23 protein-coding genes and 1 pseudogene are annotated in these 21,333 nt (G+C 32.1%); 18 read left to right on the top strand and 6 right to left on the bottom strand.

Annotation, left to right across the window (positions count from 1 at the left end; translation table 11 throughout):
* The first annotated feature begins 641 nt into the window (after positions 1-641).
* The 4 genes from BN2144_RS04960 (at position 642) to BN2144_RS04945 (ending at position 4,949) form a co-directional block, all read left to right on the top strand.
* Positions 642-905, top strand: a complete 264-nt coding sequence (locus tag BN2144_RS04960; protein WP_033827208.1) for a hypothetical protein — start codon at positions 642-644, stop codon at positions 903-905.
* Positions 906-1,507: 602 nt separating this feature from the next.
* Positions 1,508-2,818, top strand: coding sequence for an RNA-guided endonuclease InsQ/TnpB family protein (locus tag BN2144_RS04955; protein WP_050632217.1), 1,311 nt, complete (start codon positions 1,508-1,510; stop codon positions 2,816-2,818).
* A gap of 546 nt (positions 2,819-3,364) precedes the next feature.
* Positions 3,365-3,916, top strand: a complete 552-nt coding sequence (locus BN2144_RS04950; RefSeq protein ID WP_033827207.1) for a hypothetical protein — start codon at positions 3,365-3,367, stop codon at positions 3,914-3,916.
* Positions 3,917-3,935: 19 nt separating this feature from the next.
* The gene (locus tag BN2144_RS04945) at positions 3,936-4,949 is read left to right on the top strand and encodes a hypothetical protein (protein ID WP_033827206.1); all 1,014 of its coding nucleotides are present in this window, start codon (positions 3,936-3,938) and stop codon (positions 4,947-4,949) included.
* Between the two features lie 201 nt (positions 4,950-5,150).
* Here the strand turns inward: BN2144_RS04945 and BN2144_RS04940 are convergent, their stop codons facing one another.
* Together BN2144_RS04940 and BN2144_RS04935 are read right to left on the bottom strand one after the other, a co-directional pair.
* Positions 5,151-5,477 carry a YolD-like family protein gene (locus BN2144_RS04940; protein WP_050632216.1) on the bottom strand — a complete coding sequence of 109 codons (327 nt, stop codon included), beginning with the start codon at positions 5,475-5,477 and terminating at the stop codon, positions 5,151-5,153.
* Between the two features lie 273 nt (positions 5,478-5,750).
* Positions 5,751-6,227, bottom strand: a complete 477-nt coding sequence (locus tag BN2144_RS04935; protein WP_050632215.1) for a helix-turn-helix domain-containing protein — start codon at positions 6,225-6,227, stop codon at positions 5,751-5,753.
* A gap of 376 nt (positions 6,228-6,603) precedes the next feature.
* Here BN2144_RS04935 and BN2144_RS04930 point away from each other — a divergent pair, with 376 nt between their 5' ends.
* The 7 genes from BN2144_RS04930 (at position 6,604) to BN2144_RS04900 (ending at position 10,944) form a co-directional block, all read left to right on the top strand.
* Complete coding sequence (locus BN2144_RS04930; protein ID WP_033827205.1) at positions 6,604-7,122, top strand: hypothetical protein; 519 nt, start codon at positions 6,604-6,606, stop codon at positions 7,120-7,122.
* A gap of 60 nt (positions 7,123-7,182) precedes the next feature.
* Entirely contained in the window at positions 7,183-7,557 is a 375-nt protein-coding gene (locus BN2144_RS04925; RefSeq protein ID WP_033827204.1) for a MazG nucleotide pyrophosphohydrolase domain-containing protein, read from the top strand.
* Positions 7,558-7,576: 19 nt separating this feature from the next.
* Positions 7,577-7,873, top strand: coding sequence for a hypothetical protein (locus BN2144_RS04920; RefSeq protein ID WP_033827203.1), 297 nt, complete (start codon positions 7,577-7,579; stop codon positions 7,871-7,873).
* A 12-nt stretch (positions 7,874-7,885) separates the two neighbouring features.
* Positions 7,886-8,944, top strand: a complete 1,059-nt coding sequence (locus BN2144_RS04915; RefSeq protein WP_033827202.1) for a DNA cytosine methyltransferase — start codon at positions 7,886-7,888, stop codon at positions 8,942-8,944.
* A 92-nt stretch (positions 8,945-9,036) separates the two neighbouring features.
* The gene (locus tag BN2144_RS04910; RefSeq protein WP_033827201.1) at positions 9,037-9,597 is read left to right on the top strand and encodes a hypothetical protein; all 561 of its coding nucleotides are present in this window, start codon (positions 9,037-9,039) and stop codon (positions 9,595-9,597) included.
* Positions 9,598-9,887: 290 nt separating this feature from the next.
* Positions 9,888-10,106 carry a helix-turn-helix domain-containing protein gene (locus BN2144_RS04905; RefSeq protein WP_033827200.1) on the top strand — a complete coding sequence of 73 codons (219 nt, stop codon included), beginning with the start codon at positions 9,888-9,890 and terminating at the stop codon, positions 10,104-10,106.
* A 1-nt stretch (position 10,107) separates the two neighbouring features.
* Positions 10,108-10,944 carry a PDDEXK family nuclease gene (locus BN2144_RS04900; RefSeq protein ID WP_033827199.1) on the top strand — a complete coding sequence of 279 codons (837 nt, stop codon included), beginning with the start codon at positions 10,108-10,110 and terminating at the stop codon, positions 10,942-10,944.
* Between the two features lie 125 nt (positions 10,945-11,069).
* On the opposite strand, the gene BN2144_RS04895 is transcribed toward BN2144_RS04900, so the two are convergent.
* The 3 genes from BN2144_RS04895 to BN2144_RS04885 all read right to left on the bottom strand — a co-directional run bounded on the left by BN2144_RS04895 (position 11,070) and on the right by BN2144_RS04885 (position 12,660).
* On the bottom strand, positions 11,070-11,270 hold the full coding sequence (locus BN2144_RS04895; protein ID WP_033827198.1) for a hypothetical protein: 201 nt from the start codon (positions 11,268-11,270) through the stop codon (positions 11,070-11,072).
* A 90-nt stretch (positions 11,271-11,360) separates the two neighbouring features.
* Positions 11,361-12,020 carry a DNA-3-methyladenine glycosylase family protein gene (locus tag BN2144_RS04890; protein ID WP_033827197.1) on the bottom strand — a complete coding sequence of 220 codons (660 nt, stop codon included), beginning with the start codon at positions 12,018-12,020 and terminating at the stop codon, positions 11,361-11,363.
* Positions 12,021-12,465: 445 nt separating this feature from the next.
* Positions 12,466-12,660, bottom strand: coding sequence for a hypothetical protein (locus BN2144_RS04885; protein ID WP_033827196.1), 195 nt, complete (start codon positions 12,658-12,660; stop codon positions 12,466-12,468).
* Positions 12,661-12,884: 224 nt separating this feature from the next.
* Between BN2144_RS04885 and BN2144_RS04880 the strand changes: the two genes are divergently transcribed.
* Positions 12,885-13,247 (top strand): hypothetical protein, encoded by a 363-nt coding sequence (locus tag BN2144_RS04880; protein WP_033827195.1) that lies wholly within the window; start codon positions 12,885-12,887, stop codon positions 13,245-13,247.
* Positions 13,248-13,442: 195 nt separating this feature from the next.
* Here BN2144_RS04880 and BN2144_RS04875 read toward each other — a convergent pair whose 3' ends face one another.
* The gene (locus tag BN2144_RS04875; RefSeq protein WP_033827194.1) at positions 13,443-13,955 is read right to left on the bottom strand and encodes a hypothetical protein; all 513 of its coding nucleotides are present in this window, start codon (positions 13,953-13,955) and stop codon (positions 13,443-13,445) included.
* A gap of 179 nt (positions 13,956-14,134) precedes the next feature.
* On the opposite strand from BN2144_RS04875, the gene BN2144_RS04870 reads away from it, so the two are divergent.
* From BN2144_RS04870 to BN2144_RS04845, 6 genes and pseudogenes are all read left to right on the top strand, one after another.
* The gene (locus BN2144_RS04870; protein WP_082195148.1) at positions 14,135-14,443 is read left to right on the top strand and encodes a helix-turn-helix domain-containing protein; all 309 of its coding nucleotides are present in this window, start codon (positions 14,135-14,137) and stop codon (positions 14,441-14,443) included.
* Positions 14,444-14,505: 62 nt separating this feature from the next.
* Positions 14,506-14,967, top strand: a pseudogene (locus tag BN2144_RS04865) (protease Lon-related BREX system protein BrxL); the annotation flags it as partial.
* A 1,651-nt stretch (positions 14,968-16,618) separates the two neighbouring features.
* Positions 16,619-17,356, top strand: coding sequence for a helix-turn-helix domain-containing protein (locus BN2144_RS04860; protein ID WP_033827191.1), 738 nt, complete (start codon positions 16,619-16,621; stop codon positions 17,354-17,356).
* An 89-nt stretch (positions 17,357-17,445) separates the two neighbouring features.
* Positions 17,446-19,308, top strand: a complete 1,863-nt coding sequence (locus BN2144_RS04855; protein WP_033827190.1) for a phage/plasmid primase, P4 family — start codon at positions 17,446-17,448, stop codon at positions 19,306-19,308.
* Between the two features lie 299 nt (positions 19,309-19,607).
* The gene (locus tag BN2144_RS04850; RefSeq protein ID WP_033827189.1) at positions 19,608-20,033 is read left to right on the top strand and encodes a hypothetical protein; all 426 of its coding nucleotides are present in this window, start codon (positions 19,608-19,610) and stop codon (positions 20,031-20,033) included.
* A 252-nt stretch (positions 20,034-20,285) separates the two neighbouring features.
* Positions 20,286-21,167 carry a hypothetical protein gene (locus tag BN2144_RS04845; protein WP_033827188.1) on the top strand — a complete coding sequence of 294 codons (882 nt, stop codon included), beginning with the start codon at positions 20,286-20,288 and terminating at the stop codon, positions 21,165-21,167.
* The last annotated feature ends 166 nt before the right edge of the window (positions 21,168-21,333 follow it).

Raw genomic sequence — 21,333 nt, 5'->3', positions numbered from 1 at the left:
CTGGATCAATAACAGGTCCAGTCTTTTTTCTTTTTAACCAAAAAGTTAAGAAGTCCGTTCAATCCCTTGTCCAATAAGGATAGTGGAGGAAAGAGGAGGGAGGAATAAAGAGTAAGCACTGAAGATAACCTCAACTTTCATCCAATATAATTCCATGCTTTTTTGGGAAATTTTCATGGCCTATTCAGTCTTTTCTCCTGATTCTTCTCTCTGTTGGGGGTAAAACATTTTAATGTTTACTGAATATTCAATACAACCCAGAACCGAAAAAAGAGGCGAAAATCGGGTGTTTGAGGGAAGAACTTTTTAGCATTGCCTTGTGGCTAGAAAATGGGGTTGAGGCCTTGTGGGAGTTGGGATGAGTGGGTGTTGGGGCGAGGGTAAAGGATTTTAGTTGGTTGATATAGTAGGAGAGAAGAAAAAACAAGAGTTAAGAAAAAGCAGTCCACTCGATTGTTTGTAAAATCCGATGTGATTCATTTAAAATAAATGGGATAGTTCCTGTTAAAAAAGTGTATACTCCCGTTAAATGGTAAGAATGGTAGGGATAGTATTAATAATGAATGAAAGATTGTTTATTACGAAAGGATTCAATTGTATTCTTTTGAATGAAGAAAATGAAAAAATAAGGGGCGATTTTTTTGTTACTTTACCATGAAATTCATAAAATATTTGATGACTTTGAAGAAGTTTATCAGTACCGTATGAATGGAGAAGGTGGTACATTAATCGAAACAGATAAAGAATTGAAACAGGGGCAAGTTATTATAATAAAAGACATAAATGAGTATGCAATTATCGTGGATAAGATTTGGGAGGTAAATGGTCAAAGATATTTCACCCATGTTTCTGCTGAGGATCTTATTGTTCGAGCAAGAGTTCCTGGACAAATTAGGTCCTTTTAGGTGACAAACCAGTGTCTCCCAAATATTATCCTATCCCGGGTAACTTTGTTCTTCCTTGTTGGAACTAGGTTGTTTCTGAGAGGAGAGAGAAGTGGAGAAACAATATGTCTCGGATGTTTTTTTCAATCATCATCCAATCGCTTTTTGCCAATAAAAATCAATATAATTTCAGGCTGGATCAATAAAAGGTTCAGTTTTTTTCTTTTTAACTCAAAAGTTAAAAATCCAGTCAATCCCTTATCCAACCACCAAATAACATTTTCACTAAATTGAAGGATTCAAACAGAGTTAATGTCAAACCAATCTCAATATTCCATTCTACTGAATTACTTATCCAATTTGGCTCCAAATACAAGCCACTCCCATACCATTGACTATATTCAATGGTATTTTTTTGTTCAACTTAATATAATTGCCAAATAAAAAATATATTAAACAGTAATTAGAGAAAAAAATAAAAAAGTATGTTTAAGAAAAGAAAATTTTGGGATTACTGATAAATAAAGAGGTGATTGCTTTGAAATGAGAATTGTAACAATGAATAGAATGAATGTAAATAGTCGGATAAATCTATATGAAAATGTAAAAAAAGGAGGTGCCTTATGAAACTGACACATAAATTTAAAATTCCATATGATATTGATCTCTATAATAAATTAAAAACAAAACGGCTAGAGGCAGGAAAAGTTTGGTCGGATATAGTTTTGTATGGGAATGAATATTATCGTATCTTTAAAAATTGGATTTCCAAGTCTGATTTAGAGAAAATAACTAGTCAAAGAGTTTGGTCGGATATAGTTTTGTACGGGAATGAATATTATCGTATCTTTAAACATCGGATACCAATGTCTGATTTAGAAAAAGTATCTAGTCAAATAAAATATGAATTACATTCTCAAACTGTACAAGCAATTGTAGCTAAGTATGATACAGCTCGAGAGATTACTCGAAAAAAACAAATGTCTGGAGATACTAAAGCGAAGTATCCGTGGAAAGAGAAAAAATATTACACTTTACCATATAAGCAAGCGGGGATGATAGTCAGCGAGCAAACAGTAGTTTTAAAACATTACAGGTATGAAATGGATTTTAAACGCAATAAAATGAAACGAATAAATGACTATATTGAAATACCTAATTTAGCACAAAAGGATATATCAAATATTTCATATGCAGAAATTGTCTATAAAAACGGATTTTATTGGTTTCATTATGGAATTTCTGTACAGAAGAAGGAACCTTTTAGTGTATTTAAACCTGCTGGTTGTGATTTAGGTGAAATTCATAGCTTGGCAATTGCAACTGAAGATAAGGCGTTAATAATTTCAGGACGAGCTATCCGTGCTATTAAACAGTATCGTGATAAAGTGTTGGCAGAATTGTCGAAGGAAATGAGTAGATTAAAGAAGGGGTCAAGAAAGTGGGAAAAGTATAATAGAGCAAGTCAAGAGGTAAAAGCTAAGTGTAGACAACAAATAGATTATTTGATTCATAAATCTACTAAAATGGTTATTGACTTTTTGGTTAATGAGAATGTATCTGATCTAGTAATTGGAGACCCAGCAGGGATTGAAAAAGGGACGAAAACAGATCCGGAAAAGCGAATAAAGAAAGTTAGAAGACAACAACTATCTAAATGGTCCTACGGAGAATTTAAAAATATTCTTAAATATAAGTGTGAATTGAACGGGATTAAAGTACACTTTGTTTCAGAAAATTTTACTTCACAGGACTGCCCATTCTGTGATGGAAGACATATTGTGAATGGAAGAAGATTCATTTGTAATGTTACAAATTCAGAAATACATCGTGACGTTAATGGGGCACAGAATATTTGTAGAAAGAAATTTGAGTTGGCAGTAAAATCCGTGGATGTGTTATTTAAACAGCCGATGTGGTTTAGAAAGAAATGAAAAAAGTATCGCCTAATTAGGAAGGCGTAGTTGGCACTGACCTTGCCCTATACCATATACAGAGGTATACGTTGTCTTGCTCTAAATCTAACGTTTAAAGTTTTAAGGCTCCATGCCCGCTTTAATTAATAGTTGGAGAGCAAGAAAAAACTAATTTTATATTAGGAAGGTTCAACGAAACATAACCCTTGGGTATGTTAAACAAATAAATAAAATGGCCTATCTATTTTTCGATAGGCCATTTTTCAGGTGCTTTATATGTTTAAACCCAGTGATTTGTACAGTTGAAACAAAGTTGATATCCCTTATGTTTATAGGGTTGTTTTATTCATAGACGGAATAAGGTTCAGATTCATTTCAATAGATATGTTAAAACATATACTTGTGTTTAATATCTCTTAAACTTCGGGTAAAAGGATTTCTATTATCGTTTGGATAAAGTTTTGTGGAATAGAAAAACAAGTTATATACTAAATGAAATAGGTAATTTATTGATATTTGTAGCCTTAATAAATCGAAATTAATATGGGGAAAAGTGGCTTATCCATGGTTAAAGATGAGAAAGTGGATGTATTATATACCTTAATAAAGGAGAATTACATGTTAGATGATAATCAAAAATTAACTAAAGAAGATTTGAAGAAAATTGAAACAGATGAAGAAACTGCTGTTGCTTTAATAAAACATTATGCAATTCAATATTCAGGTAAAGATCATTATGAGCAATTAGGTAGTAGTTGTACAATGTCAATAGTTAATACGGTAGATACCGTAATTGGCTCTGCTAAATATCTTGATGGTCATTTTGTTATGCCCGATCAAATAAATGTAGAAAGGCTTGTTGATTGGTTTGTAGAAAATAAGGATTTTGATAGCGACAAAGATGTAGTTACATATTTTATGGCTGATTACATTAAACGGAAAATTAATGCGTTATATCGAAATATTAAAAGAAATACTGATATTTATCAAGAAAGGTCTACTACAATTACCATTGCTGGTAATAAAGAAGCACACAGAAGATATAATAAGGAGATTCAAAAGCGTAAGGAAAAGGATGTTAAAATAATTCGGATAGACAAAAAGCAAAAATATTAAAATCAGAGGAGGGATTTGAGTGACTTATTCAAATGGCACATTTAACTTAACAGCAACAAAACTCGCTCATTGGCATAGAAACGTTATTCATACAGATAATAAATGTTTTGTTTGCCAAGAAGATTTTAAGGGAATCGCCAAGTATTTAACGGATGCTGGACTAGAAGTGCTTGAACAAGGTAGTAATTTTTTAAGAATTGCTGCTGTCACCGGTTATCGAGATGAATTCGGTGGGAGAACAGATGAAACAGATTACCTTTACAAATTAATTACTGCTTCAAGTGAAGAAGAGAGAGATAGGATTATTGAGGAGAGACCTCATTTCAATAAATTTAACCAAAACTCTGAAAATGAAAAATGGACACCTTCAGAAGAGCAGATAGAATATCTTCAACATTTACATAAAAAAGTTTATGGGGAAGAACCTAAAATAACTGGAGAAGAAGACAGATTTTCAATTTCAAACAAGATAGAAGAACTCTTAAAGATTATCGAAAAGGAACAGATAACCAATACGAGAAAAGTGAAGGATAGTTTTAAGCGATGGTTGAATAAATACCTTTACCAGTATTTGCGGGAAAACGACTATCCAATTGTCACAACTGAAGAAATACCGGATGAATTCTTTAAAGAGTTACATGATAAAATAAAAAAGGTAAGCAAATATGAAGATACAATATGGGTAAAAGCCAAGTATGTTCCAACAACTGAAGATTTAAAAAAGAGCACAGAGAGCGAAATGAAAAAGCTACAGAAGAAGAAACCAAGTGAAAAACAAGTTAATCTATATTTAACATTATGTGAGCGACTATCCCTTGATGAAAATATCCCAGATAATTACTTACTTTTGTCTAAAAAAATTGGTGATTACTCTCAAAAGGCAAATGATTTAAAACCAGCTACAGAAAAACAAATTTCCACTATCAAGAGATTATGGGAAAAATATTTTAATGAAACTGTAGATTTAACAAATGCTACACAAATTGATATAAAGAAATACTTCGAAGAAATAGAAAGTAAAATAGATCAATAAAGTAGGTTGAATATGCAAATTCCTTTTCTTTATTTAAAGTTAAGTATTAATCTAAGGAGTTATTCAAGTAATTAGTATTGAATCTATGAACTTTTTTGCTGTGTACTAGAATGATAGTTTTCTAATTAACTAGCAGTATGCAATGGGGATAAAATACATATAATAATAGAAGCACATATGATACACAATATGTGCTTTGATTTATAACCGTTTAGCTCCGATGATACTATCAAAGGAATATGAACAAATGTCGTCCTGGTATAATCCATATAATTTACCCTGATAAGGGTCTATTTTTGTTGCAATAAAAGGGCCAAATTCCTCAATCATGCCATCAAGCCATAGTTTCAGTTGAATTTGCTCTCTATCCATTAAACTTTCAACAAGGATATCATTAATTTGATGCAATTGATCTTCGTCTAGTACAGGCTTTTGTACCTTCATATCTTCAATTTCAAATTTTTTTAGCATGGAGATGTGTTGGGGAATAAAGAAACCGTTCCATTTTTTCAATCCTCGATCTTTCATTGACTTCACCTTCTAAATATCTCTATTACTTTTATAGTATATCAAACACGTGTTCGCATTCGCAAGAGGACACTCCGAATTGACTATAAATAGAATTTATGAAATATTCAGAGATAATTGTGTGTACACTTTTCTTATAAATAAAGGTAAGAATGAGTTGCTAAATGTATCACTTTTTCTTGAACAAATCCTTGCAAAATCAACATTTTATTTAAAAGATGTTAACACTTTTGAGGTGATATAAAAATGTTTACACTTGTCTTCGTTACTTCTTTATTCATCAATTTCAACATCCCAATCGTCCATAAAATCTGAACCAAGTAGTTTCTTGATTTCCTCTTCTGTAGTATCTTTATCCCTTTTAGATTTAAGGTACTCAAATTCTTCTCTTGGTACCAAGTAGTTCTCCGGCTGTCCTTTCATTTTCTTTCCAGAAAGATAGCCTTGTTTAATCCAACTTATCACTTTTTCTTCTTCTACCTGATAATAATCACCTATTACTTTTGTGGAAATATAGGGGATGTCACTTTCATCCTTTTCACCGTTATTTTTCCTGTCAAGATGCTGAAGGATTTTTGCAGCCTTTTCATCCTGTTCTCTCGTGGTTACAAAATTATCATTTGGAATTTGCCATTTTCCATACTCATCTTGATAAGCATCCCGAAATCTACCTTTTTCACACATATTTTGTACCTTTTTTCGATCTAATCCTAATTTCTTGCATACTTCAGCTAATGTTAAATAATTCATGTTATAAGGTTTCCCTCCTTTGAGATGTACTGTAAACATCCTCCAACTCATTCTTATTGCCTATCATAACATCATGGTCGTTAAATGGATAATTATACAGTTATTATTAAAAGATATGGAAAGATAACTGTACATTTTACAAGAGGTCAGAGTACTCTTAGACAGTTGAGCAAATTAACAATAGTACATCAGCATTTTGTATTTATTATGCAATCCTAACCGTAAAGACTATAAGATTAAATAAACATATATAATCAGCTTTATTTGTTTTAATAATGTTGTAAAAAACTATAAATATAGTAAAATTAGTACTATATAGTATTTAGAGTAATCTAACATTGATTAGTATATTTCCACTAAAAATAGGAGGTAGAGGATGAGTAAAGTTTTTCAATGTAATATCAACGAGGATATTTTAGAAAAATTTCAGATTGCATTAATGTTGAATAAGGAAGAGGCAGAAGATGTAATTGAAAAATGTATGTTGAAGTACATATCGAGTAGTTTTTCTAGGGCTTCACAAGAATACAAAACATTAATTTCAAAGGATACCCCAGAATCTGATATTATGAATAGAGATAGAGGAAAGGCAAGAATTAGAATTCCAAGATGGGCAAAAAAGCCTAATCAGTATAATCATAGAATCATAAGAGCATTCTACCAAGTTGAAAGTGAATTAGGGTTTGTACCTTTTTCAGAACTTGAAAGAAGATGTAGTGATGAGGTAAAACATACAGATACGTTTGTAAGGGATTTTCGGGGTAACTTCTACCAGATGAAAATAGATTCACCAAAGTCGCATGGTAAAGTTTTTGAGGTAGAAAATGATAATGTTGTGATTTGGGAATATGTTAAGGAAATCCTCGAAGAGTACAAGGAATATTTTTGTAGATAAAAAATTTGTTGCTTTTATGATAGAATGTATTTTATATCTATCTAGTTAGAGGTGCGGAAAGTGAAAGATATACAAGAATTCCTGAAAAATTTTCAGAAAGAAATGAACTGGGAAATTTCAGATAAAAACTATAAAGAATCAAGATCTTCAATTTTAAATAACTATATGCTCCTAACAACCGAAATAGGTGAGGTTGCTGAAGAATTTAGGTCTATTTTTAATAAGACATATAAACTTGTTAAAGAAGAAGGTTTAAATGAGGAAGAGGCCTTCAAAATTGCAAAGGAGACTTACAAAGAAAATATAGGGAAAGAACTATCCGATTGCTTGGCGTATTTAGCAAAATTTGCTAACTATTTAGAAATTGATTTGGATGACAGTTTCTATAAAAAAATGAGTGAAATCAAGTCGAGGGTCAATAAAGACCAGCGTTGATTAACGTGAGGTGTTCTATTTGGATAAGAAAAAAATTATTGAAGAAAATTGGGGGAAAGACACGATATTTGAGGTGATTGAATCCCATAATATAAGCCTGATTGAATTCCTTGAAATAGCATTTGAATTATATTTATACACGAAAAATACACCTAATATTGGAAGAAGATGGACGAAGGTTGAAGAAGATTTTTTAATAAAACATGCTAGTCAATTATCAGTAAGAGATGCTAGTAATTTGTTATATAGATCGCATTATGCAACTTATCAAAGAGTGAGGTTCCTAGGATTAGGAGAAATGATAAATAAAAAGTAAAGGAAGTTTGCGATGAGTCATTTTGAAGAGTATGAAGGTTCGTTAAAAGGTATAAAGTTTATTGATCTATTTGCCGGTATAGGGGGATTCCATACTGCCTTGTCCTCATTTGGTGCAGAGTGTGTTTTTGCATCTGAATGGGATAAACACGCACAAAAAACCTATTTCGAAAATTATGGAATAATGCCGGACGGGGACATAACAAAAATAGAAGCGGAAGATATTCCACCTCATGACATTCTCTGTGCAGGTTTTCCATGTCAGCCTTTCAGCATTTCGGGAAAACAAAAAGGATTTGAAGATACAAGAGGTACACTATTCTTTGATGTTGCACGAATCGCAAAATATCACCAGCCGAAATTATTGTTTATGGAGAATGTAAGGAATTTTGAAAAACATGATAATGGTAATACTTTAAAAACGGTAAAGGACACATTGGATGAAATAGGTTACAATCTTTGGTATAAAGTTTTAAACGCAAGTCATTATGGATTACCTCAAAATAGAGAGAGAATATACATGATTGCCGTTAGAAAAGATATAGAACTAAAGGAATTTCACTTCCCAGAACCAACTTATGAACAAGTTATTTTAAGAGACCTAATTCTTCCAGATGAAGAAACCGAGCAATATATAATAAGAAGAGATGATATGATTATTGATGAATCAAAGATTCCAACGCCCTCTCTATTGAATGATTATCAACTAAAGCCAATTAGAGTTGGTACAATTAATAAAGGTGGACAAGGAGAAAGAATTTATAGCGATTTAGGCCATGCAATTACCTTATCAGCTCAGGGTGGTGGCCCTGGTAGTAAAACAGGTTGCTATTTGATTAATGGAAAGGTAAGAAAGCTAGATCCAAGAGAATGTGCCAGACTTCAGGGATTCCCAGAAGATTTTAAAATACCGGTAAGTAATGGACAGGCTTGGAAGCAGTTCGGAAATAGTGTTCCTGTTAATGTACTCAAGCATATTATAAAGTCAATTGTAGAAACAGAAGAAATATATTCTGCTTTGACAGAAGAAATTTCGGATTCGAATAATAAACAACAATTAATAACTGCATAAGAAATAGATTTGAATGCTATTTATAAGCTGTAGACTTATAAGTAGCATTTTTTTATTATAAAGAAAAAAGATAAAATTTTCAGGTGATAAAAATGATTACATATGAAACTCATGTTTTCCCTTTCCAAGAAAGATACAAAAAAATAATTGTACCGGAAGCAAAGGTGAAAAGGATAAATGAATTTGTAACCGAATTAATAAAGGAAAAAGAAAAAGAGAGTCACCATTCAGTAGATAATAGATCCCATTTTAAAAGGTATTATACAGGTACTTTAGGGGAGGTTGCACTTGAAGAATACCTTGGAACAGAAGGTATTGTGGACTGGACTATTGGAAATTCGAATGATTATCACAAGCCTGATTTGAGCAATATTGGAGTAAGAACAGGGATAAAAACAGTTGAATATGGCTCATTTCCTATAATTTTTAAAAACTCGTATTCACCAGAAATAGTAATGATTAAGGTCAGTGATAATCATGTTGTGTTATGTGGTTTAGCTACAAAAAATGTTTTAAACACATACCAATCTGATAAATTAGTTAAGGATAAAAGAATTCTTCAGAGAGGAACTAAAACTGGCTTTTATGGATTCGAATACTTAAAGGCATTTTCTACATTAGATGAATTAAAAGAAATTGCTCCTGCAAAATAGATAAAATGATATTCGATTTGGAGAAATAACAATTGTTTCATTAGCATAATTTATTTTTGAAATCTTATCAATGTATGTGTGTAAGTAGAGAAGGCTTTCGTATTTACTTTTTAGAAGGTTCAGAATTAATGTTTGCTTTTTTAAAAAGTCTACTTATGGTTTATCGTTTATCATACATTAGGAAATTATAGAATAATAATTACTTTATGAAGAATGCTACTTATAGTCTGTCGACTTATAAGTAGCATTCTTTTATGTTGTAAATAGTAACCAATTAGGAGTAATTAACTATGAGATACAGGATGGTTTTAGGTAAAAATATTCATAAATACAGGATGAAGAAGGGGTTATCGCAAGAAAAACTTGCTGAATACTGTGGCTTACATCGTACCTATATTGGTGCGGTGGAGCGAGGAGAAAGAAACATTTCAATAGATAACATTGAGAAAATTGCAAACGCTTTAGAAGTCGATGTTACACAATTATTCCATAACGAAAGGGGACATTAGAGTGGGAAAAAAGGCTAATTGGGAATTATTTGAAATTGACTCTTGTAATTATTTGAATGAATTGTTTGAAGGTTCTCCAATAACTTTTCAAGGAGAAGGTGGCAAGAACTCTAGTTCTAGTGATATAAAGGTTTTTGATAGAGGTAAATATATATTTTCTATTGAAGCAAAGTATTCACCGTCCCAGAGCGGCCAGTTTGTCTTAATAGAAGGTAATGACTTGTATTCGTTGTCACCTGTGAGTAAATTCGAGAATAATGAATATACCCAAGCAATTATTGACCATCTAAATGAAAATAAGGAACAATATACACCAGAAGGTCAAGAGGCAATAGAAATAAATATTGATAAAAAAATACTTGCTAAATGGATAACAGATCATTATAAAAGAAAGGATAGCTATTTTGTTATCACCTCAAACAAACTATCCGATTATAAGGTAATATTACCAATTGATGATATAAAAGACTTCTTTGATGTTTCTGCGGTTGTAAGAAGAAAGAAAAGTGGATCTACTGATGTTGCACAATATAAAATTGAAAGTTGTATTAATGAGCTAAGAGAGTATATAAAGCAATACGGATTGGCAGTAACTGATGTAATACCTCAAAATAAGAAAACTCTAATTAAGTTGAACAAAGGAGTGGATTTAAAAAAGCCGGATAGATATTTCGGAGATGGATATTACCTATCACCAAATAGCAACGGTGAAGGCTACTATATTAAGCAATTGTCAAAAACCAATAATTTAAACGTTATTTTTAGTTTAGTATACACAGGTCCAGAAAAAAACATCGGGATTGATTTGTTAAAAAAATTCACCAATAACCTTCATTGAATATTACAAATTCCTATTCAAGAAATCATAGTACTATTCTTTTATGGCGGTGATTTCATTAAAATAGGAAACAAAAATAAAATATTTCTGTTTCCTATTGCCGTCCCTGTTTTTCAATGAATTATTCATCTGTCTATACTTTTTGTTTTTTTTACGATATTGAATGCTTTACCGTAATCATAAGGTTGGGAATAATACACTTTACCACACTTCTGACATTGAACATCACAAACACGATTGTAATCTTGCTTTTTTTTAGAAGCTAAATCAGTTGGTAACTCTTCAACAGCAACCACCAACAAAATTCCTCCGCATTCACAGAACATAAAATTCCCCCTCTAATTACCAACTCGTTCATATAAATAAAGTTAATCAAAATTACAAAAATACACAAAATTAATGGATGAGTCTCTATATTATTTGATTAGAACCTCAATGTTTTCTTCTTTTATTAAGTCCTTATTTACTGCTTCCCACAAATATAAACAAGCGATAGCTGGATTTTGCTCCCAAAACTTTGATTGTTGTAAAAGATAAGATTTTATATCCGTTTCTTTATCTAATGAATATAGCCATTTAGCGGCACGTTGAAGGCCAACATCATCTTGCGGAAGTATGTCCATTTTCCCTAATGAAAATATCAAAAACATTTCAGCAGTCCATTTACCTATTCCTTTTACGTTAGTTAATGATTTAACAATTTGTTCATTTCCCATTTGGCTAATTTCATCTAAATTCAGTTCTCCTGTAAGTATATGATTAGATAAGTCAATCAGATAGGATATTTTCTGCTTAGATACACCGACATATCTTAGTTCTTCAATACTGATTTTTTTAACAGAGGACGGTGTGATATTCTTTTGAAGAAGCTGTTCGAATCTTGAGTAGATAGTACTCGCAGCTTTAGAGGAAAGTTGTTGGCCGATTATTGACTTTGTCAAAGCCTTAAAGTAATCCCGTCTTAAATTCAGTTCGATATCACCGATGTATCCTATCAATTTACCCATTAATGGGTCAGATTTACATATTTCGTTTACACGTACATCGTCTTGGGAAAATAAAATTCTATTATTCATATCTACCTCTATAATAAATTAATATTTTTGAAATTATCGTTGATTATATCAAAATTATAGCGTTATTTTGATTCAAACTCAAAAGCTGATTTTGAGAAGGAATGGTTTGGATTACCTTGATGGACACAATAAGCTAATCTATAATACAATTTGATAAAATAAAGAGTAGGATGGATTAAGTTTTTTCTGTTCATGTTCATATATAAAATTTCTAAATTTATCCTTGAAATTGAAATTTAAAACCCTAATTTTCCTTTATTTATCTTGTTTTGCAATATTATTTATGGCAGGAATTCTATTTGTAATCATTTTCCTATAGTTAAAAAATAAAAAGCCCGCAAACTCCTATTTCAGGATGCGAGCAAATTTTTTATATTGGATTTTAGATGAATGAAGTGGATTAAAGCCGCCAAAAAAACAGAAGGATAAAGCGACCAGTTTAGGGTCATTTCATAGTATTTTTAACTATTAACTTCATTGTAGCAAGTGATGACTCCTGATGGATTGGATCATTGGTTTTGAGAAATATTGACATTAATTCAATATAGTCCTTTAGTTGGTCATCCGTCATATAATCTATTGCATGGTGTTGGTTTTTTAATACATCAGCAAGCAGACTGTATTTTTCAGAATCGTTCAACGGCCATTCCTCCAGTCATTGAAATAACAATCTTACTATTTCACTTTCTTATTCTCGTAGTCACACTAGCATATTAACACCTATATGGATTTTCGTGCAACAAGTTCTCTCTATTGCTACTCATCTACTAATTATTTGTTACATTAAATAATAATAAGTCATTTTGAAAAAGGAAATAGAATTATCAATATATAACGTTTGTACTAAGAAAAAGGAGTGCATAAATGAAGAATGATAAAGAATTTGAAGCATACTTTCAGAAGAGGTTAAATGAGGACCGCAATTTGATTAAAAATTTATCTATTTCAATTGAAGAACTCAAAGAAATATATTGGCAAGAATTTGAATTTAAGGAGAAAAGGCCAGTATTAAAGTTGAAAATGGAGCCACAAAAACTGAATCATGAAATTGTAGCATCTTATCTCCCAGAGAAATGGGAAATGCCGAGAGAAGGGAAACTTTTGTATAGCGATGAAGAGTTGATGGATGTATTGACTTTAATTGTTTACAATTTGGGTGTAGAAAAGGCTCTATCCTCGATTCCAAAGCCGTTAATAAAAAGATACTTAAAAGGTGAAAACTTATGAATAATGATGAAGAAAAGAAGGATGAAATTGAGTTTGTAACAGAATTAGACCAAGAAGTACTTGAGCTGATTTTTCAATTATACGACGGAACCTTTAGGGATTTGGTAAATAGATAGTACTAATGAAATTGTAATCTCTTAATAGATTTTATACAAAAAAATAAAATAGAGAGATTATTAATAACAGCCCCGAAAATTATTCAATTGGGGGCTGTTCTTTATATCTCTTTGTAAATTCATAGAGACATTGAGAAACAATATCTCGATTTCGTAAATGTGCGAACTTAGTAGAGCATAAGTCCGAGAAATCTTGGTAAATTAGGGAGTTAATTTGGAATGTTTTTGATACCGAATCAATACTAGGGTCATAAACCATCGGATTCAAAACTAACTGGTCAGAATGAATCCTCAACAGCTCTTTCAACTCATCAAAGTGCTCTGTGATAAACAGCATTACATCACTGTTATCTTCGCTTTGGTTTATGTGTCTTTGGATGCTTTTGTATTCTCTAATTGAAAAGGTTTTCTCGTACTGCTTCTTTGATTGATTAAATACGAAACCTCCGACACGCATCTCCTTGCAAAAAGAGCTATAGTTTAATCCTAACCTTTTACTAGCCTCTCTTAAATCTTGCGTTTCAGTCAGTAAGTTGTTAACTATTTCTACACGTTCAATTAGGTCCATTTGCTGGAATTCTTCATATTTCATAGCACATCAACTCCTTTTTTTCTACAACATTTTTTATTCCTTTTATACTAGACAACTCGCAACTGTTTAATAACTATTTAACTATTTATTAATTAAACTTCTCCATATTTTAGTAGAGTTATAAATAACCTCCGAGTCGAGTAGTATATGGGGCAAGTATAAAAAGCAGGCACTGGTGAATGCCAGTAACAGAAATGGAGGAGAAGGATATGGTTAATGAAGATGCGATAGAATTAGCATTAAATGATTTTGGTGAGTATGTTAAGAACACACGATTACAACTTGGGATGAGCCTAAATGAATTGGCAGACAAAACGAAATTATCAGCCTCGTTTATTTACAGACTTGAAGTGGGGCAAAGAAGGGCATTACTAAATACTAGATTGGTCATACTACTATGTGGCTTTAATTGGGATAAGTATGAGATTATGATTTACTTTGGAAGGATACTAAAGAATCTTGAGGATTTTAAAAAGGTAATAAAATAAAGGAAATGCTATTGAATGACGGTGGCTGAATCATCGGTAATTCTATAGCATTTTTTATTGCAGGTATGTTTGATAAATCAGGTGTTGGTTCAAATCGTGGAGCAAAGGAAAGTTTGGATACAGCATTTCGCTTTTTCACCGCCAACAGCAAAAGTATCAGTAACACCATTAGTACAAAGACGAAAGATTACCTCATGCACATCATTGACTTACAAGGAATAGGTTTAACAGAAGAGTTGGCTATTGCTGAGTTGATTGGCCTTTGTTCTGGTGCATTGGGTAAGCCAACACTTGATAGTTTGGTTGTCATTGGAAACATGACAGTTGGGGGCACTATTTCTAAAGTGGAAGAGTTTGCTAATATGTTACAAGTTTGCGTAGATGCTGGTGCTAAGAAGGTTCTAGTACCTGCAGCATCAGTTATGGATTTGCAGACAGTTCCACCAGATTTATTGGTAAAAGTGCAGCCGGTGTTTTATTCAGATCCAATTGATGCGGTGTTTAAAGCATTGGGGGTTAGCTAAATTAAATATACATTTTAAGGAAAGAATCGGTTCATCGGTTCTTTTTTCTTTTGCCTTTAATAGGTTTAGTTTTAAGCATACTTCAATTAATGGTTTAATTTTTGAAAGGCTTCATTCAAACCATTCAAGTGAGATAGGAGGGCAACTTGTTAATTCAGAATCACTAAATGTGGAAAATGAACAACGTTTTATGGATATCAAAAGATTAATTTCACTAAAAAGCGGATATACGAGTGAAACGAGTGCATTAATCTAATCTATTACTTGAATTCATTTAAGCTACCTGTGATGATTCCTTTATTTTGGACCCTTCGGAGATACTCCCTATTTAAGATATAGGTTTTTCTTATTAGGAAAATGCTGCCCTTGATGTCAAAAACATCATTACAAAGTTTAGTACTAGGCATTCATATAATGGAATATTTACTTAATTTGGATCAAGGTATACTCATTTCACTTACGAGTGAAACGAGCGTATAGGCATACTCTAATTATATGCAAAATACTTGAACTCTTTGTTTGGTTTCTATTTGAAGATTCTTTTATTTAACTTAAATCGGGTCTATTTACTAATTAAGGGATTGATATTCATTCAAAAGAAAAAAGATTCCCTTGATGTCAAAAAACACTATGCACATAGTTGAGTAAGAGGCTTTCATCCAAAGAACTATTTAAAAAACATAATCCCTTGTACGAGTGAAACGAGTGTATAGAGGTAAAACTTGTCTTGTTGATTATTTGTATGGAAACAAAAATCTTGTATTTAATCCTACTTCTTAATTATGTTGGTGAATGAAGCATTTATTAAAAGGCGAGTAAAACGAGTAAAGGTTTCCAAAACTATGCTATATTAATAGATGTTAATTAAATTATGGTAATTTTCTTTGTATAGTTTTGGATTAAGGGATCTTTAATATTTTATGTGGTTGAAATATATAAATTAAGGTCATTATTGTTCTAATGTGTAATTATATAATGAAAAGTTGTACTCGTTTTACTCGTAATTGTATTAGCTCTGTCTTCTATGATTAACGGAGGTATTGTGGTAACATCAATAATTGTTTTTTCGTTAATAGAGATGAAAAATTCATATGTAGGGTTAATAAAATATTAAATTAAAGTGAAAAAATATACTCGTTTCACTCGTATTAGCCTAAAAAGGCTTCATTCAAAGGTCATAAGGATAGGGTGTATAACCATGGTTATTTGTATTATTCATGTAACTCGGATTTCTCTAATAAGTAAGTTTTCCATAATCGGAGAATTTATATAGTACGGGGACTCAAGTAAATGTCGTTAATTTCATTGAATGAAGGTTTTAATTTCACTTAATAGCATGTGAAGTTGAATAAACCACTCGTTTTACTCGTAATGATTGAGTTAGTATCCAAAATAACGTTGACAATGCTACATTTCGGCAATTAATTTGAGGTAGAGCATTAAAAATTTGGATACGTGGCAAATCGGTAGTACAATAAAAATATGGATCATTACAAGCAAAATATCTTTCAATTGCATGATGTTAAATAATTTTGGAGTAAATTGTAGTGTTAAAAAATACTTAAACAATTAATTGTTGACTGTGGGCAATATTCGTGTAAAAATATAATTAAAGATGAATCCAATTCAACCTCCAAGGAGGTGAAGACCTTTGGAAGAAAAGAAAGGAACTGGATTTGGTCAACTGATTCGTAAGAAAAGGAAATCAAATAACTGGTCTCTCGTTACGTTAGCAGATGAGACTGACAAAGTTGGCCATCGTCTAAGCGAAAGTTACCTTAACAGGTTAGAAAACGGTATTCGAAAAGAACCAAGTGTTGCTGTGGTTTTAACACTTATTCAGGCATTGAGGCTCTCCCTCGAAGAGGTTTTAGAAAGTTTTGATATGGGTCACATTTTTCAGAATGAAATGGATAATTATTCACCAGTAGTTATCCCTGATAATTGGAACAACCTCAATATACAAGTGAAAACGGAAGAAGAAAAGTTTTCTATGTCTGGTGCCCAAAAGGACTTAATTGGTCAAGTTATCATCGACCTATATGAAATAGCACTATTGGGTGAGCCGAGTTACTTTGAAAATCGTGCAGAAGGATATGTTTTGAAATTAATTGAATTGCTGGTAAATGAGCAATACCTAATTGAATTGGTAGATCAAGAATTTAGACTTTTCTTTGATGTGAGAGTAATGGTAGACAGGTATAATCTCCTTATAGATGATATAAAATCATCACTTGAAAACATCAATATTAAATCATTGTATAATACAGATATATCTATCCCTTTACCAATATTAAATGAGTATTGGCTAACAAAAAAGGACAAAAATATAATAATAGTAATAGATAAAGTATCGGAAGCGTTGAAACCTTATATTAAAACTTATTAATGGGGAGATTTCCCCATTATATTTTCACTGAACGTTGCCCTTGGGCAATGCGGTGATGAACAACAATATATAGGGAGGATACCATTATCATGATTGAAGAAAGAACTATGAATTATGAACTACCAGAGGAATTAGGAAAGGCTCCGATTTGGGTTTGTACCAAAACTGAGCATATTGGGAAAGAAAAAATTATCATTGCTTCAGATCCAGTGACTGGGGAATCCGTAGATGAAAGTGATTCGACTAATTTAATGTCTTTTGAGAAGGCATTTGATCTAATGGAAAATGCACCTGAATACAGAAAGGCTGGGATAGGATTAGTTTTAAAAAAGGAAGATCCCTACTTTTCGATTGAAATTCAAGATGCGTTAGATTCAGATGGAGAATTAACTGACGTGGCCAGTAAAACCATTGAAATGCTTGAAGGAGAATTTTATGGAGAGATTGTTGAACAATCCTTGATACTAGTTGCTAAAGGGTCTTTGACTGGCAACCAACAATTTAAAAATATCAAGGTGTACTACTTTGACAAAAACCACATTGTACCATTAAAAGGATACCCAACCTGGAAACCAAAATCGCCATGGGTCCAAGCAACACGATTGGATGAAATTAAACAGTATCATTTTAAGCTAAACTGTCAGGTCGATGAAAACTCCAAAGAACTTCCAGAACACTATTTAAAAACCAGTAGGGGTCTTAAATTGTTGCCCAATGTTCTTGCAACGACTATGTTGAAACAAATGGATTATCTCATGTGTAACTCAATGATTTATGCAAAGGAAAAAGGCGGAGGTATATTCCAAAAGATGGACATTGGTAAAGTTGAACGTGAAATTTTGGATTACCTATCACCAAAGTTTCTGACAAATAAGGATATCGAAGAAACCAAAAGACTCCTTTTGAAAAGAATCCCTAAAGATGACGGACTAACAGACCCTGAACGCATGAAGGGAAAAATCAACTTCAAAAACGGTGTATATGACATTGCAACTAATACATTTGGACCCTACACTCAAAACTACAAAACTGCGTTTCAATTAAATGTTGATTACAATATTGACGCACAATGTCCACGATTTCTTGAGTATATCAAAACAACATTAACTAACGAAGATGCAAAAACCGTCCAAGAAACGATGGGATATCTAATTACAACTGAAATGAAGGCACAGAAAGCATTTATCTTGTATGGTCCTGGCAATACGGGGAAATCAGTGCTAATTGATCTTATTGAAAAAATTATTGGATACGACTATGTTTCAAATATTCCTTTTCAAGATTTAGGATCTAAATTCTCCACTGTCAGACTGGTTGGAAAACTGCTAAATTCATACTCCGATCTTCCTCAAGGTGCTGTTAAAGATACAGGAGTATTCAAAGCGTTAGTTACCGGAGATAGAATTCACGCAGAAGATAAGTTTGAAAAAGGATTTGACTTCAAGAATGCAGCACGATTCCTTTTCGCCACAAACAAACTACCCTCGAATTTCGTTGACCCAACCTCGGGATTTTACAGAAGATTGGTTCTAATCCCCTTCCAAAACGTTGTTTCCCAAAAAGATATTGATCGAAATCTAAATAATGTTCTATTCCAAGAGCGGAAAGGCATAGTTCAATGGGCTTTAATTGGCTTGAAACGATTAATTGACAACAATTATGTGTTTACCGAAAGTGATGAAGCTAAAAACTTGATGTTAGATTACATGAGACAAAATAACAATGTTCTATGGTTTGCTGAAGAGTATTGTCAATTTAAATCCACATCAAGTGTATCTGGAAAAACCCTTTATACTGCCTATAAAAAAGCGTGTTTAGATGCAAAATTAAATGCAGTTTCTCAGCGTGAATTTTACGAGCAACTCACAAGTCAATTTTCTAGTGAGGGTGTGGCTAAACATTTAGGCTCACAATCAAGAGCGGTGGAGTTTGTTGGAATCAAATTAAGATAAAATCAGAGGTTCAATAATTGCCTCATTGTAAAATTGGTTTTTCAGGAAATGAAAAAAGGGAGCGTAATAGTTTGCACTCCCTTTACCCCTAAAGATTCCATTTGAAAGAGTTGTATCCGAAGACATAACTAACTCAATGTCAATAAAAAGCTAAGACATGCTAAGACCTAAAAAATTGTTAGAATCTTAGAGTAGGTAATAAAATGAAATTAACGATGAGAAAAGGGAAAATAGAAGTTATCCATAATTCCATAATTGTCGTTGGACTTAAAAATTGAAACAAAAGGGAGAAAAATAACATGTACAACAAATATTTAGTTGAAATACCTCACGTTAACAATTGTCATTTTGCAGCAAGTGAACTTGAACTAATGAACAATACTTTCGAATTTGAGCCTATATACAAATATGCTACTGGCAAAAATTACGATTGCGATTATGCTGAAATATACGCACTGAATGATGAAAAGTTACTCACTGGCTATTTGGTTCTGGAATCAATAAAATACTGTAAGGATGGGATAGATGGCGATGTTCTAGGGAAAAACGAGATATTTTTAATGCCAGAAGGGACATTTGCTAAATTTCATACCTTAATTGAAGACAACCAGTATGAAGATGGTAAACATAACAGGGTGAATCGCATCCTTGCCAAAGACCAAATTTTAAATATAAATGAAATGAAATCTATTTATACTCGGCTTTCAAAGGAACTAAACCTTTAACTTTGAATGTATCCGTTACCCCCAAAACTTCAGCTTTGCTTCATCTTCAGTTTTAAAAACAACCTACCATTCATATTCAACCAAAAACAGCATTAATGGATAAAATTCTTTAAGGAAACATTGGTTCAATGACAGTTATCTTCCGATCTGAGAATATTTTAATTTCCTCTCAATGCTCGCCAGATGAACCAAATATCTGAATTCCCGAGAAATCCATATCTTAACATATAAATAAAAAGGAGAACTGTAATTATGAAAATTTCAAGAGAACTACATCCATACCGTACTGCATTTATTGATGAAAGAATAATGGTAAAAAATGAATTACTCAAAAGTGACAAGGCTTCAAAATGGAAGAAGCGGAAGTTTGATGCCTCTTCCATATTTAAGAATATAAATGGTCATGATCAATTTGAAAATTCAGTCATGGAATGTAATGTTTTTCCGATGATTTTTGCAAATTTAAAGGAAGTAAGAGAGGAAACGCTTTTTCCATGTGAAATATTTGACGGAAACGAGGCATGGATCGGTAAAGATGGTTCAGGAAAATATAGATATATTACCGGTGCACCATTTGATGAAGCGGTTGCTTATACGGTTTTTGATTTGCTACTTTGTTTCCCACAAGTACAAGGAAAAGGATATACACAGCAACGCCAATTTGTAAGAAAGGAATTGATTGATTTGCTGAATGTATCTTTTGAAGATGTCAATTGGGAACGTAAAGAGCGAGACAAGTATATACAGAATAAACGAATACTTGCCCAATTTGGAAATCAAAGTTTTCAACAGAAGTATCCGAAAATATTCAAAAAAGTTAAAACCTACTTGGATGTACTTGAAAAAATGCTGGATCATGGTCAAAAGTACATTAGAACTACAATGAAAGATAAAAATGAAGTATCTTACTTTACACTATATGCTAAACAAATTGGAGTAACATCCAGTAGATTTACAAGTGCAGTAAAAAGATTTAATGAAATAGGATTACTGTTCAGTGAAAAACAAAAAGTTACTTTCTTCAAGAAGGACTATAATGCTAATGTCGAAGGAATAACAACTTGCTACTTATTTCCACTATATTCAGATCAGTTATTCGATGAAATTGAAAAGAAGTTAGCAGTTAATGCGTAGAATCCCACCTATTGCCTCTTGCATTCTATCATTTGAACTAACCTAAAAACCAAATCTAGACTCAATAATCATTGACAATTTTCATTAGCCTCTCTTATTCTAATTTTCAGAAGCCAATCAAATTTATTGAAATACGTATGAAGGCAGAACGTTAATGCTATTATCT

It is taken from the genome of Bacillus andreraoultii (genome assembly GCF_001244735.1).
GTDB classification, from domain to species: domain Bacteria; phylum Bacillota; class Bacilli; order Bacillales; family Caldibacillaceae; genus Caldifermentibacillus; species Caldifermentibacillus andreraoultii.
This window is presented reverse-complemented; position numbering and strand designations above follow the sequence as displayed.